General features: G+C 60.3%; 10 protein-coding genes. 5 read left to right on the forward strand and 5 right to left on the reverse strand.

The annotated features are described in order from the left end of the window. Complete coding sequence (locus JMF94_RS07300) at positions 1 to 1,050, forward strand: HD domain-containing phosphohydrolase (protein ID WP_240824489.1); 1,050 nt, start codon at positions 1 to 3, stop codon at positions 1,048 to 1,050. A 199-nt stretch (positions 1,051 to 1,249) separates the two neighbouring features. Here JMF94_RS07300 and JMF94_RS07305 read toward each other — a convergent pair whose 3' ends face one another. The 5 genes from JMF94_RS07305 to carB all read right to left on the reverse strand — a co-directional run bounded on the left by JMF94_RS07305 (position 1,250) and on the right by carB (position 7,506). After that, entirely contained in the window at positions 1,250 to 2,008 is a 759-nt protein-coding gene (locus tag JMF94_RS07305) for a 4Fe-4S binding protein (protein WP_240824490.1), read from the reverse strand. A gap of 157 nt (positions 2,009 to 2,165) precedes the next feature. Beyond that, positions 2,166 to 2,405: a glycine zipper domain-containing protein gene (locus tag JMF94_RS07310; protein WP_240824491.1), complete on the reverse strand. Its 240-nt coding sequence runs from the start codon at positions 2,403 to 2,405 to the stop codon at positions 2,166 to 2,168. A 39-nt stretch (positions 2,406 to 2,444) separates the two neighbouring features. Beyond that, entirely contained in the window at positions 2,445 to 2,879 is a 435-nt protein-coding gene (locus tag JMF94_RS07315; RefSeq protein WP_022659315.1) for a hypothetical protein, read from the reverse strand. Between the two features lie 250 nt (positions 2,880 to 3,129). Then, on the reverse strand, positions 3,130 to 4,260 hold the full coding sequence (gene carA, locus JMF94_RS07320) for a glutamine-hydrolyzing carbamoyl-phosphate synthase small subunit (protein WP_240824492.1): 1,131 nt from the start codon (positions 4,258 to 4,260) through the stop codon (positions 3,130 to 3,132). A gap of 3 nt (positions 4,261 to 4,263) precedes the next feature. Next, positions 4,264 to 7,506 carry a carbamoyl-phosphate synthase large subunit gene (carB, locus tag JMF94_RS07325; protein WP_240824493.1) on the reverse strand — a complete coding sequence of 1,081 codons (3,243 nt, stop codon included), beginning with the start codon at positions 7,504 to 7,506 and terminating at the stop codon, positions 4,264 to 4,266. Positions 7,507 to 7,785: 279 nt separating this feature from the next. Here carB and JMF94_RS07330 point away from each other — a divergent pair, with 279 nt between their 5' ends. The 4 genes from JMF94_RS07330 to fusA all read left to right on the forward strand — a co-directional run bounded on the left by JMF94_RS07330 (position 7,786) and on the right by fusA (position 13,731). Continuing rightward, positions 7,786 to 8,991, forward strand: coding sequence for an argininosuccinate synthase (locus tag JMF94_RS07330; protein ID WP_192111948.1), 1,206 nt, complete (start codon positions 7,786 to 7,788; stop codon positions 8,989 to 8,991). A gap of 218 nt (positions 8,992 to 9,209) precedes the next feature. After that, on the forward strand, positions 9,210 to 10,610 hold the full coding sequence (gene argH, locus JMF94_RS07335) for an argininosuccinate lyase (protein WP_240824494.1): 1,401 nt from the start codon (positions 9,210 to 9,212) through the stop codon (positions 10,608 to 10,610). A 17-nt stretch (positions 10,611 to 10,627) separates the two neighbouring features. Then, positions 10,628 to 11,500 carry a hypothetical protein gene (locus tag JMF94_RS07340; protein ID WP_240824495.1) on the forward strand — a complete coding sequence of 291 codons (873 nt, stop codon included), beginning with the start codon at positions 10,628 to 10,630 and terminating at the stop codon, positions 11,498 to 11,500. A gap of 191 nt (positions 11,501 to 11,691) precedes the next feature. After that, positions 11,692 to 13,731: an elongation factor G gene (fusA, locus tag JMF94_RS07345; protein ID WP_240824496.1), complete on the forward strand. Its 2,040-nt coding sequence runs from the start codon at positions 11,692 to 11,694 to the stop codon at positions 13,729 to 13,731. Position 13,732 lies beyond the last annotated feature (1 nt).

Consider the following 13,732-nt stretch of genomic DNA (forward strand, 5'->3'; position numbering starts at 1 on the left):
ATGGCCGCAGAGCAAAGGAAAGTTCTTGATGTTCCCATGAACATCAACGAGGAATATTATCAGATCAGCGGCGAAATCCTGTCGAGCTTTCCCAAGTTCCGGCCTCCGGTAGATCTGTTCAGGTTTCGCGAAGACATCGCGGTGCTGGCTCCTTACTGCGTCAAGGGGAGCCGCCTGACCAGCGATCAGGTGGACGAAGTTGCGCAGTTGTGCGCGGAGGGCGACCTTTTTGTTTCCCGCTCCGACCACCACATTTATTCACGCCACATCGTCAAGCAGCTTGACCTTGTGTTGCAGGACAACAACCTCAAGGAAGCGGAAATCGCAGATATCTGCATCCGCGCCCTGCTTATGCGTTGCAGCGACTTTTTTGAACAGCCTGTCAAAACGCTCTTTGAACCGCTGTACCGCGATGTTATGGTTGTTACTGAGTACTTGTGGAGCGACAAACACCACATCAACACATTCATGCGCCGTCTGTTTCGCAAAAACAATCTTGCACGGCATTCCATCAACAGCATGATTGTGGGCCTGTGGATATGGTTGCAGGGCACGGGTGAATTCCGCCGCAAAGATATGGATCGCATTGCAGTTGCCATGCTGCTGCACGATGTGGGCATGTGCAAGGTTCCCCCTTTCCTGCTCAGCAAGGCTGGCCCTCTGAAGCAGGAAGAAAGGGAAAAAATCATTCCCCATCCCATTGTGGGCGTTCGGTTGATGCAAAAGATGGAAGTGTCTTTTGACGAACTGCTGCGCGCCTGCTTTGAGCACCACGAGCGGCTTGACGGTTCGGGCTATCCCCAGCACACCAAGGGCAACCAGACCACCAAGGTTGGACGCCTTGCAGCGGTAGCCGACTCTTTTGCCGCCATGATTTGCGATCGGCCTTTTAGAAAGGGCAAGGATATTGTGCAGTCTGCCAAGGAACTTGCCAACGACCCGCGCTATGATCAGGAAATGGCCAACGCGCTGTTCGGTGGTTTTGCCGCTGGCACCATAGGGCAAATGGTCGACATGGACGCCGTGGTGGATACGCCGCAGCCGGAATAGATAACTCCAGGCGCTGGCCAGCAAAAGAAAAAGAAAAATTCATTTGGTCGCAGATCAACCACCCCAAGGGAGTTTGTCCTGCTGCCAGCAGATACATAAAAAACCGGTTCTGAACCATGCGTTCTGAACCGGCTTTTTATGTAAGCCTCTTGGCCTGCTTGCGCGGTGTACAATCACCTGCCAGCTTGGACGGGCCTGCTTACATTTTGCCCGCTGCGGCAAAAAACACTTCTGGCTCACGCCGTTCACGGTACTTGCTTTCAAGCATGGCAACGATTTTGTCCACCTGCGGATTGTCAAAATACTTTGCCTGTTCCGGGCAGATTTTTACGCAGGCGCAACAGCGCAAACAGCCCTGCGCCACCTGCGCGGCATTGTCGGCATCAATCACGCGCACAGGGCACACCCTGGCGCACAAGCCGCACTGCGTACATAAATCAAGGGTCTGAGGCCGAATATCCGCCGCTGGGGGCAGCGCCTTGTAAGGGCGGTTGCCGGGCACAGCCACAGTTGCGCTTTTTCCGCTGGAGATGACGCTGGCTGCATTGCGGGCAAATTCCGCTATAGCGGCCATATCTTCTGCATCGGGCCTGCCAGTCCCTACCTTTGCCGTCATGCTGTGCTCTGCCACAAAGGCCCCTGCCGCAGGAACGGAAAACCCTTTGGCTACAAACAGATCAACCGCTTCAAGCAGGGCGTCGTCATAGTGCCTGTTGCCATACACAGCAAGCGGAACCGCTCGCGCGCCATGCCCTGCCAACTTTGCCAGCGGCTCCATCAGCAATGGGGGAATACGCCCGGCATAGACCGGAAAGGCAAAAACCAGCACATCCTCCGCCCCAAGCGTGTGGGCTGCCGCCCGCCCTTCAGGAAACGTCCAGTCACAGTCAACGCCGCGCGCCAGCGGCATATGCTGCGTCAGTTCCTGCTCCAGAACACGGGCAGTCTCTTGCGCCATGCTGCGGCTGCTGCCAGTTGGGCTGAAAAAGACAGTATGAAGCCTTGGGGTCATGACAATATCCTTTGTTCATGAAAAAGCGGGCCGTTGATACAGCCCGCCTGAAGAGTGCATCCTCATACGGCCTAGGCCGCAAATGCCGTTACGCAAACAGACCTTACCAGGCTTTCTTGCTCTGCTCGTGCCCGACTATGCCGCCAGCCAGAGCGCCCACGCCCGCGCCAGCCAGAGCGCCCCAGGCAGCGGATCCACCGGCAATGGCTGCAACGCCAGCACCGCCAAGCGCGCCAAGGGCCGCGCCACTGGCAACACCCTGCTGGGTCTTGCTCATATTGGTGCACCCAATGCCGCTGACAAACAAGGCGGCCAGCAACGTGATTATCAACAAATTTTTCATATTTTCTCTCCTGAAAAAACCGCGTAGCGGATTTTGCTGTTACTTGGCGTTCAGGCGGGGTTCAATGATTTCGCGCCAGATCACGCTCATGACAGGGCGGTCAAGCTGCTGCGGATTTGCCGTGTACCACGCGTCCACCATCTTGGCGACTTCCGCGCGGTTCACACCCTTGAAGGCCTTCATCCAGCCCTTTTCAAAGGGTGAAAGCGTGTACACCGGGCGCTTGCCTTCCTTGGTCGCTTTTTCCGCGATTTTTCCGTTTACAAAATACTCAACGGTGATCGCTGTTTCCACACCGAAAAGAAAGGCGAGCTTTTCAGCTTCAGGCGTTTTTTGCCACGCGGCACCCGTAAACTGATCCACAGGGTTCGCCTTGGAATTTTCGGCCTCGGGCGTATTTTCGGCAGCGCGAACCGGAGCGAATGCCAGAACAAGTGCAAGGCTCAAGGCCAGACACAAAACCGACTTTTTCACGATATGCTCCTTGAGTTGAAGAACCCTCTGCAATACCGCTTGCGCGGCAGCCAGCCGCGTGGAGGGTATACACCAGCGGCAAGAATTTTCGGGGCATGGCCCTTAGCTTGTCTTGCAGTTTACCCAAAACACCACCGAGATATCAAGTACGAAAAGCCCGGCTGTCTTACACAGGCAGCCGGGCTTTCATTCACTGTGGCGCACGGTGCGCCTTTGTATCTTATATGCCTTGGTGGCAGGGCAATCTGCCCTACGCTCCTGCGGCCTCGCCTATAAGCTGACGGAAGCGGCCAAAGAGGTACTGTCCATCGCGGGGGCCAGCCGCCGCTTCGGGGTGGTACTGCACGCTCATGACAGGCAAGGTCTTGTGACGCAGCCCTTCAAGCGTATTGTCGTTCAGGTTGATATGCGTGGCTTCCACATCGTTCACGCCGTCCAGCACCACATGGAAACCGTGGTTCTGCGACGAAATTTCGATGCGCCCTGTGGTCAAATCCTTGACCGGGTGATTGCAGCCGTGGTGGCCGAACTTGAGCTTGTCGGTGGTGCCGCCAAGGGCGTGACCGATAAGCTGATGCCCTAGGCAGATGCCCGTGACCGGGAACGAACCCACAAGTTCGCGCACCAGAGCGATTTCGGCAGTCAGGGTGGCCGGGTCGCCGGGGCCGTTGGAAAGGAACACGCCCTTGGCCCCGCTGGCCTTGGCCTGCGCAGCGCTGAAGTTCGGCGGCACCGCCAGAGGCTCAAAACCAGCCTCGCACAGGCGGCGCAGAATGTTCCACTTGATGCCATAATCATACACAAGCAGGGGCAGGCCCGTTCCGCGCCAGGCGTAGGCGCCGTCTGCGCCGAGAGCGACCTTTTGCGGCTGGTTTTCAAACCATGCGTAGGGTTCCTGCGCTGCCACAAAGGGCACAAGGTTACGCCCCTTCATGGTGGGCTGGGCAAGCACTTTTTCCTTGAGGGCAGCGGGGTTCAGCTCCCTGGTGGAAATCATGCCGCGCATGGCCCCGTTGATGCGCAGGTGGCGCGTCAGGGCGCGGGTATCCAGCCCTTCCATGCCAGGCGTATCGAACTTCTGCAAAAAGGCGGGCAATGCCATGACAGACTGCCAGTTGGAGGGCTGCTTGCAGCATTCCTTTACCAGAAAGGCGCTGCAATGCACGCGGGCCGATTCCATATCAGCCTCGGAAATGCCGTAGTTGCCCACCAGCGGATAGGTCATGCAGACCATCTGCCCATAGTAGGAGGGGTCGGTGAGCACTTCCTGATAGCCAGTCATGCCCGTGGTGAAAATCACTTCACCGCCGGTTTCAAAGTCTCCGGTAAAGGATTTGCCTTCCAACGTGAATCCGTCTTCCAGCACCAGCAATGCTTTCATAACTTACCCCCGCGCTTCCCGCGCGTAGTATTCCTGCAAACTTTCCACATGGGTCTCTGCCCGCCGCGAACCGATGGCCGTGGCCGTGGCGCGCGCTGCGGCGATGGTGGTGCAGTAAGGAACCTTGTATGTCAGGGCCGCGTGGCGAATGGCCTTGGAATCCCTGGCCGTATGCTTGCCCGAAGCCGTATTGATGACCAGAGCCACCTCATGATTGATGAGCAGATCCACAATGTTGGGCCGCCCTTCGTAAACCTTGAGCACCTCTTCCACTTCAAGCCCGTGCTCACGCAGCACGGCAGCAGTGCCGCGCGTTGCCAGCAGGTGGAAGCCAAGCTTGGCAAACATATCCGCCACTTCGGGCAGATAGGGTTTGTCGCGGTCGTTGACCGACAGGAAAAGCTTGCCCCCCTGCGGCAGTACCTGACCGGCGCCCAGCTGGCTCTTGAGGAAGGCCTCGCCGAAGTTGGAACCCATGCCCATGACTTCGCCGGTAGAGTGCATTTCGGGTCCGAGAATCACGTCCACGCCGGGGAAGCGCTGGAAAGGCAGCACAGCTTCCTTGACGCAGGTGAATCCGCCCTTGCGCATGCTCCAGGGATCCAGTTCCTCAAGCGTTTTGCCCAGCATGACCTGGGTTGCCAGGTACGGCAGGGGAACGCCCGTGGCCTTGGACACAAAGGGGGCGGTGCGCGAAGCACGCGGGTTTACTTCCAGTATGTAGATATCATCGCCCTTGATGGCAAACTGGATGTTCATCAGGCCCACGACCTTGAGTTCGCGGGCAAGGGCCTCGGCCTGAACCGCAATGCGGGCCACGTGGTCGTAAGAAAGCGAATACGAGGGCAGCACGCAGGCCGAGTCGCCGGAGTGGATGCCGGCTTCCTCAATGTGTTCCATGATGCCCGCCACGTACACTTCCTTGCCGTCCGAAAGGGCGTCCACGTCCACTTCCACCGCATGTTCAAGGAACTTGTCGATAAGAATGGGGTGTTCCGGCTTTTGCGGCACCTGAACATGGAAGTAATCTTTCAGTTCGGCGGCATCGTACACCACGGCCATGGCGCGGCCGCCGAGCACGTAGCTTGGCCGCACAACCACTGGGTAGGTGATGCGCTCGGCAACTTCAAGCGCGTCTTCAAGGCTCATGGCCGTACCGTTCGGCGGCTGGAGCAGCTCAAGCTTTTCAATGAGCGCCTGGAAGCGTTCGCGGTCTTCGGCGCGGTCAATGGCGTCCGGGCTGGTGCCAAGAATGGGCACGCCAGCGCGCATGAGCGGCACGGCAAGGTTCAGCGGGGTCTGGCCGCCGAACTGCACAATGACGCCCTCGGGCTTTTCCTTTTCCACAATATTCATCACGTCCTCGAAGGTCAGCGGCTCAAAATAGAGCCTGTCCGAGGTGTCGTAGTCTGTGGAAACGGTTTCGGGGTTGGAGTTCGCCATGATGGCCATCACGCCCGCATCGCGCAGGGCGAAGGAGGCGTGGCAGCAGCAGTAGTCAAACTCGATGCCCTGACCGATACGGTTGGGGCCGCCACCAAGAATGAGCACCTTGCGGCGGTCTTCCACCTTGATTTCTTCGCCCCGTTCGTAGGTGGAGTAGAAATAGGGGGTGTAGGCCTCAAATTCCGCCGCGCAGGTATCCACCAGATAGTAGGTGGGTTCCACGTGCATTTCCTTGCGCATGCGGCGTATGTCGGCCTCGGGCATCTTCCACATTTCCGCCAGCTGGCGGTCGGAGAAGCCGTATTCCTTGGCTTCGCGCAGCATGTCGGCAAGAGCGGCGTTGGCCGTGGTCATGTCGTTGGCAAGGCCAAAGTTGCTGATGCGCTTTTCCATCTCCACGATGTCGCGCACCTGGCGGATAAACCAGGGATCAATGGCGGAAACCGCAAAGATTTCTTCTTCGCTGATGCCAGCCACAATGGCCTGCCGCAGCGAAAAAATACGCTTGGAGTTGGGGCGGTGCAGGGATTCCAGAATGGTTTCGCGGTCGGGCAGCTCGGAGCGGAAGCTGTAGCCCAGGCCCGTTGCGCCGATTTCCATGGAGCGCAGGCCCTTCTGCAAGGCTTCCTTGAAGGTGCGGCCAATGCTCATGGCCTCGCCCACGCTCTTCATGGCGGTGGTGAGCTCGTCCTTGGCGCCGGGGAATTTTTCAAAGGTGAAGCGCGGGATTTTCACAACGCAGTAGTCGATGGCGGGCTCAAAGCTCGCCACGGTCTCGCGGGTGATATCGTTGCGCAGCTCGTCAAGGGTGTAGCCCACGGCCAGCTTGGCGGCGATTTTGGCGATGGGGAAGCCCGTGGCCTTGGAGGCCAGCGCGGACGAACGCGACACGCGGGGGTTCATTTCGATAACCACAATCTCGCCGTTGGCCGGATTGAGACCGAACTGCACGTTACTGCCGCCCGTTTCCACGCCGATTTCGCGCATGATGGCAATGGAGGCATCGCGCAGGTTCTGGTATTCGGCGTCGGAGAGGGTCTGCACCGGGGCCACGGTGATGGAGTCGCCCGTGTGCACACCCATGGGATCAAAGTTTTCAATGGCGCAGATGATGACGCAGTTGTCCTTGGCGTCACGCATCACTTCCATTTCGATTTCTTTCCAGCCAAGCACGCTCTGCTCGATCATGACTTCAGAGGTGGGGCTGGCCGAAAGACCGCTGGCGGCAATGGCTTCCAGGTCTTCCATGTTGTAGGCCACACCGCCGCCGGTGCCGCCAAGCGTAAAGGCCGGGCGAATGATCAGCGGGAAGGGCAGCACGTTGCCGAGCTGACGCGCTTCTTCAATGGTGCGGGCAATGCCGCTGGCGGGCATTTTAAGGCCGATCTTTTCCATGGCTTCGCGGAAAAGCTCGCGGCTTTCTGCCTTTTCAATCACGTCGGCGCGCGCGCCGATGAGCTCAACGCCGCATTCCGCCAAAACGCCGCTCTTGGCAAGCCCAAGAGCGGCGTTCAAAGCCGTCTGACCGCCAAGCGTAGGCAAGAGCGCATCGGGGCGTTCTTTTCGGATGATTGCGGCAAGGGTCTCCTGCTCGATGGGTTCCACATAGGTGGCGTCAGCCATATGCGGATCGGTCATGATGGTAGCCGGATTGGAATTGACCAGCACCACCTCGTACCCTTCTTCCTTGAGGGCCTTCACGGCCTGGGAACCGGAGTAGTCAAACTCGCAGCCCTGGCCGATGATGATGGGGCCCGCGCCGATGACAAGAATTTTGTGTAAATCCGAACGCTTGGGCATTGAACTTTCCTGCGGATTTTGGAGATCAGAGGTAATGACGCGGCACAGGCGCGCCGATTTGCATAAAACGATTGTTTTTATTCCACAGCTGGTATAAAAGTCAAGTTTTTCCTTCGGCCAAATGAATACACACCCTTGCAGGCATGCCGCCGCGCGCCCGCCAAGCCTGAATCAGAGGGTTTTACCCTGCCCGGCCGGCATGCCGTGGGCACAAAGCCCTTGCCTCGCAGTTTTTTTTGCGCAATAATTTTTCCCTTGAATCCACAAGGGGAGCACCACATGCAGAATGTAAAAAAAGTCGTCCTCGCCTATTCGGGCGGGCTTGATACTTCCGTTATCCTTAAATGGCTCATTGAGACCTACAAGTGTGAGGTCATTGCAGTTACCGCCGATCTGGGCCAGCCCGAAGACCTCACGGGCGTGGAAGAAAAAGCGCTCAAGACCGGCGCTTCCAAGGCCTACGTGCTTGATCTGCGCGAAGAAATGGCCAAGGACTTTGTATTCCCCATGATGCGCGGCGCTGCCCGCTACGAAAACCGCTATCTGCTGGGCACCTCCATCGCCCGCCCGCTCATCGCCAAGGCCCTTGTGGACATCGCCCGCAAGGAAGGCGCGGACGCCGTGGCCCACGGCGCTACAGGCAAGGGCAACGATCAGGTGCGTTTTGAATTTGCCGTCAGCGCTCTTGCGCCCGACCTCAAGGTCATCGCCCCCTGGCGCGAATGGGATCTCATGTCGCGCACGGCCCTCACGGCCTTTGCCGCAAAGCACGGCATCCATATCTCCAGCGAAGCCAAGCGCTACAGCATGGACGCCAACATGATGCACACGAGCTTTGAAGGCAGCGAGCTGGAAAATCCCGGCAGCGCGCCCGATGCCTCGTGCCATCAGCGCTGCGTGCCCGTGGAAGAAGCGCCCGACACCCCCGAGATCATCAGTGTGGATTTCGAGCAGGGCAACCCTGTGGCCGTCAACGGTCAGCGCCTCTCCCCCGCCGCCATCATCAAGACCCTCAGCGAAATGGCCGGACGTAACGGCATTGGCCGCGACGACATGGTCGAAAACCGCTTTGTGGGCATGAAGTGCCGTGGCGTGTACGAAAACCCCGCAGGCACCCTGCTGTTTGCCCTGCACCGCGACCTTGAAGGCATCTGCATGGACCGCGAACTGCTCGGCATCCGCGACATGCTGGCCGTGCGCTACTCGCAGTGCGTGTACAATGGATTCTGGTATTCGCCCGAACGCGAAACCATGCAGGCCTTTATGGACAAGTCGCAGGAATGCGTCACCGGCACCGTGCGCGCCAAACTCTACAAGGGCGGCGTGTGGCCCCTGGCCCGCACCTCCCCCAACTCGCTCTTCTCCGAAGATCTGGCCACCTTTGAAGGCGGCAACTACGATCACAAGGATGCCGCTGGCTTTATCCGCCTCAACAGCCTGCGCCTGCGCCTGCACGCCGCAGTGCAGAGCAAGCTCGGCAAGTAGACTGAAACACCCCGCATGCCGGCGTATTCGCAAAGCTGCATGCGGGGGTGTTGTATATCGGGCGCTTTCCCCGGAGCCTGCGCCATCCCGGGCTCGGCCATTAGCGGCATTGCCGCATATTTTGCAGAGATTTGACGGGACAGGTTCCGGGGGAAGCGGCGTTCGCCACGAGCAACGCGGCTTCCCCCGATTCATTTTTTACAGAAAACGGACAGACCATGAAGACCAACCAGAGCTGGGGCGGCCGCTTTGCCGAAGGCCCCAAGGAAGCCGTGGCCCAGTATACGGATTCACAATCCTACGACAGGGCGCTCTACGCCCAGGATATCCGCGCGTCACAGGCGCATGCCCGCATGCTGGGCCGTCAGGGCGTCATCAGCCAGAACGAGGCGCGGATTCTGGTCAACGGTCTGGACCGTGTGCGCGAAGAAATAGAAGCTGGCAACTTTGTGTGGAAGCCCGAGCTGGAAGACGTGCACATGAATATTGAAGCGCGCCTCACCGAGCTTGTGGGAGATGTGGGCAAAAAACTGCACACGGGCCGCAGCCGCAACGATCAGGTGGGCCTGACATTCCGCCTCTTTGTGGCCGACCGCCTCGAAACCTGGCGTCAGCGCGCGGCCCTGCTGTGCTCCGTGCTGGCCGACAAGGCCGCTGCGCACAAGACGGACATCCTGCCAGGCTGCACCCATCTGCAACCGGCCCAGCCCGTAAGCCTTGCCCACCACCTGCTGGCCTATGCCTGGATGTTCCGCCGCGACGCCATGCGGCTCGAAGACACCCTTGAACGCGTGCGCATTTCCCCCCTTGGCGCGGCTGCTCTGGCTGGAACAACCTACCCTCTCGACCCGCAGAGCGTGGCGGACGAAGTGGGTTTTGCAGAAATTTACGGCAACTCCATGGACGCCGTTTCTGACCGCGATTTTGTGCTTGAAGCCCTTTTTGACGGCTCGACCATCATGATGCACCTCTCGCGCCTGTGCGAAGAGATCATCCTCTGGGCCAACCCCGCCTTTGGTTTTGTGCGCCTTTCTGACGGCTATTCCACTGGCTCGTCCATCATGCCGCAAAAGAAAAACCCTGACGTTGCCGAACTCATGCGCGGCAAGACCGGGCGCGTCTACGGGGCGCTGACGGGCCTGCTCACGGTCATGAAGGGTCTGCCCCTGGCCTACAACCGCGACATGCAGGAAGACAAGGAAGGTTTCCTTGACGCCGACCGCACCGTTGAAGCCTCGCTGCGCCTCATGGCGGGCATGCTGGAAGAACTGACCTTCCGCACTGACCGCATGCGCGAGGCCTGCAAGGCTGGCTTCCTCAACGCCACCGAACTGGCGGACTACCTCGTGGGCAAGGGTATTCCCTTCCGCGAGGCGCACCACATCACAGGCCAGGCCGTGGCTATGGCCGAGAAGGCTGGCAAAGGCCTTGAAGACCTCAGCCTTGGCGAACTCCTGAGCCTTGAACCGCGCATTGAGGACTCGGTTTTTGCCATTCTGGAATATGCCGCAGCCGTGAGCCGCCGCGAAACCCCCGGCGGTACCGGCCCCCGCTCTGTGGAAACACAGCTTGAACAGATCCACCAGTGGCTTGGGCAGAATCTGGGCGAGGAAAACTGAGCACGGAGCCGAACGCCATGTCCATTTTTGATATCGAAAACCGACAAGATATGGGGGCGGAAGCCCCCTCAGCCGTGAGCTGGCCCCAGTGGGCCGAAGACGCGCGGCTGGACGACGACCTCGCCGCAGCGGCCTATGAGGCCACGCCTGCTCCCCTGCGCGCCGCTGTCAAGACAGGGCTGGCTCTGGCCCACATGCACTTTGGCGAGTCCACCACCAGCCAGCGTAATGAGGTGCGCAACGCGCATCTGGGCTTCTGGCGGCGTTCCATCGCGCACCCCGCGCCCTGGGCGGTCGTTGCCTTTACGCCCGCATACGCCGCTGCGGCCCGTCTTGCCGCAGCCTGCATGCCCGCCCTGCTTGGCGGCGTGCCCCTTGTGGGGGCCGTGTGCGTGGGCGGCGCGCCCGGCAGGAATGCTCTGGTCACGTTGGAGCTGGCAGGCGTGGAAGATATTTTTGTCATGGACAGCGCAAACCTCTGCACCCTGCTGGAAGAAACCCAGCCAGGGCCGGGGCGGCTGGTGCTGCTGCACAGGGGCGAGCTTGACGGCGTGGCCGGAGCCGCACGGGCGCTGGAACTGCCCTGCTACGAGGAACGGCGTTCGCCCATCCTGTGCCTGCCCAAGCCCGAAGCCTTTGACCTTGAAGCGCTGGCCTTTGCGCAGGCCGAGGCTCTGGAAACTGCGCTCGACACCTCCTTGCGCCTCACCCCTGACGCCACCTACCTTGCACCCGTGGCAGCCCTTGGGCATTGCCGCGAGCGCCGCACCGGGCCATTCCCCTATAGTGGCGCGCCCGCGCTCACGCCAGGCTGCGAGGGCTTCTGGCTGCACCCCGGCCTCACGCCCGATTTCTTCCGCGTGCAGCGGCAGGCATTCGGGCTGCTGTAATCCAGCTCTATGCAACATTTGCGCGGCGCACAGTTCATCAGCCGCCCTCAATTGATTCTTCGCAAAAAGGCTCTTTGCAAGCTGGCTGCCCAGCCTCCCCGCACAGCATGGGGAAGCTGCGGCGGCCAGCCTTGCCCTGCGCCTGAAAAAGCCGTAATCATTCAGAAACACCTCTCCTTGGGAGCAAAGCCATGCCCAGCATCAAGCATATCCGCAACATAGGCATTATTGCCCATATCGACGCGGGCAAGACCACGCTTTCCGAGCGCATGCTGTTCTACAGCCGCAAAATCCACCGCATGGGCGAGGTGCACAACGGCTCGGCCACCATGGACTACATGCCGGAGGAGCAGGAACGCGGCATCACCATCATGTCTGCCTGCACCACCTGCCAGTGGGGCGAAAATACCATCAACCTCATCGACACGCCCGGTCATGTGGACTTTACCATTGAGGTGGAGCGCGCCCTGCGCGTGCTGGACGGGGCCGTGGGCGTGTTCTGCGCCGTGGGCGGGGTTGAGCCGCAGTCGGAAACCGTGTGGCGGCAGTCGGAAGATTTCAACGTTCCCAAGATCGCCTTTATCAACAAGATAGACCGGCTGGGCGCGGATTTTGAGGCCGTACTCGAGGCCATGCGCCAGCGCCTGCAAACCAACGCCGTTGCCGTGACCATCCCCCTTGGGCAGGGCGAGGATTTCCGCGCCGTGCTTGACCTTGTGAACGAGCAAAGCCTGACGTTTGATCCGGCGGATCAGGGCCAGACCATGCACCGCGCGCCCTTCACCAAAGAAGAAGCCGCCATCGCCGCCCCCTGGCGCGAAATTCTGCTGGAAAAGCTTGGCGAAGCCGACGATGCCTTTGTGGAACCCTATCTTGAAGGCACCTTCACCCTGGCCGACATCAACGCGGCCCTGCGGCGCGCCACGCTGGCCCGCACGCTCACACCCGTTTTCTGCGGCTCTGCCCTGCGCAACATGGGTGTACAGCCCGTACTTGATGCCGTGTGCGCCCTGCTGCCCTCGCCCGCCGATGTCCCGGCCCCGGTGGGGCATGATGCCGATGGTCGGGAAATCATTGTGGAAGCAACGCCCGATGCCCCTGCTGCGGCGCTGGTTTTTAAAGTGCTCATGGAAAATGGCCGCAAGCTGGCCTTTGTACGCATGTACGCGGGCCGCATCCGCGAGGGCGAAAGCCTGCGCAATACCGCCAGCGGCAAGGATGACCGCCTGGGCCGCATCTACCGCCCCCATGCCGACAGGCGGGAACAGGTGGAAAGCGCCGAAGCGGGCGAAATCGTGGTCGTGGTGGGCCTGCGCGGGCATACGGGCGAAACCTATACTGCCCGGGAGCGGCAGCTTGCGCTGGAAAGCATAGATGCCTACGCGCCCGTCATCACCCTTGCGCTGGAACCCCGCAATGCGGACGAAGGCAAGATTCTGGACGAAGCGCTGGCGCGCTATACGGAAGAAGACCCCACCCTGCTGGCGCGGCTGGATGACGACACAGGCTCCCGCATGGTTTCCGGCATGGGCGAGCTGCATCTGGACGTTCTGCTGGAGCGCATGCAGCGCGAATACGGCATCAGCCCCCGCGCGGGCAATCCGCAGGTTGTGCTGCGCGAAACCGTGCGCAAGGAGGCCGAGGCGGCTTCTGTTTTTGACCGCGAAATGGGCAAGGAGCGCCATCAGGGCTCTGCGGCCCTACGCGTTGCGCCGCGCACCCGAGGCACGGGCAACGTGGTTGAAGTGGGCGACTTTTTACCGCAGGATGCCGCCGAAGCCCGCAAAATTCTGCCCAGGGTCTATCTGGACGCTGCCCTTGAAGGTGTGCGCGATGCCCTGCAATGCGGTGATCTGACAGGCTACCCCATTGAAGATGTGGCAGTGACTCTTACCGCAGTGGGCAGGCAGGAAGGCCTGACAACGGTTCCCGGTTGCCGCATGGCCGCCGGGCAAGCCCTGCGCGAGGCGCTGGCGGCGGCAACTCCCGTGGTACTTGAGCCTGTGATGCGCGTGGAAATTACCGTGCCGGAAGACTTCCTCGGCGCGTCCATCACATTGTTCACCACCTGCGGCGGCAAGGTTGAGGACATGGAAGACCACGGCGGGCGCAAAACCCTGCGTGGCACCGCCCCCCTGCGCCGCCTGTTCGGCTTTTCCACCGCCCTGCGCTCGGCCACACAGGGCCGCGCCGGGCTGGTAATGACCTTTGACCGCTTTGACCTGCCCTGAG

Origin of the sequence: Desulfovibrio sp. UIB00 (genome assembly GCF_022508225.1) — a bacterium.
GTDB lineage: Bacteria > Desulfobacterota > Desulfovibrionia > Desulfovibrionales > Desulfovibrionaceae > Desulfovibrio.

Coding starts and splice junctions, on each gene's coding strand:
- JMF94_RS07300 (WP_240824489.1), top strand. CDS start 1: ATGGCCGCAGAGCAAAGGAAAGTTCTTGATGTTCCCATGAACATCAAC.
- JMF94_RS07305 (WP_240824490.1), bottom strand. CDS start 2,008: ATGGCGCAAGAGACTGCCCGTGTTCTGGAGCAGGAACTGACGCAGCAT.
- JMF94_RS07310 (WP_240824491.1), bottom strand. CDS start 2,405: ATGAAAAATTTGTTGATAATCACGTTGCTGGCCGCCTTGTTTGTCAGC.
- carA (WP_240824492.1), bottom strand. CDS start 4,260: ATGAAAGCATTGCTGGTGCTGGAAGACGGATTCACGTTGGAAGGCAAA.
- carB (WP_240824493.1), bottom strand. CDS start 7,506: ATGCCCAAGCGTTCGGATTTACACAAAATTCTTGTCATCGGCGCGGGC.
- JMF94_RS07330 (WP_192111948.1), top strand. CDS start 7,786: ATGCAGAATGTAAAAAAAGTCGTCCTCGCCTATTCGGGCGGGCTTGAT.
- argH (WP_240824494.1), top strand. CDS start 9,210: ATGAAGACCAACCAGAGCTGGGGCGGCCGCTTTGCCGAAGGCCCCAAG.
- JMF94_RS07340 (WP_240824495.1), top strand. CDS start 10,628: ATGTCCATTTTTGATATCGAAAACCGACAAGATATGGGGGCGGAAGCC.
- fusA (WP_240824496.1), top strand. CDS start 11,692: ATGCCCAGCATCAAGCATATCCGCAACATAGGCATTATTGCCCATATC.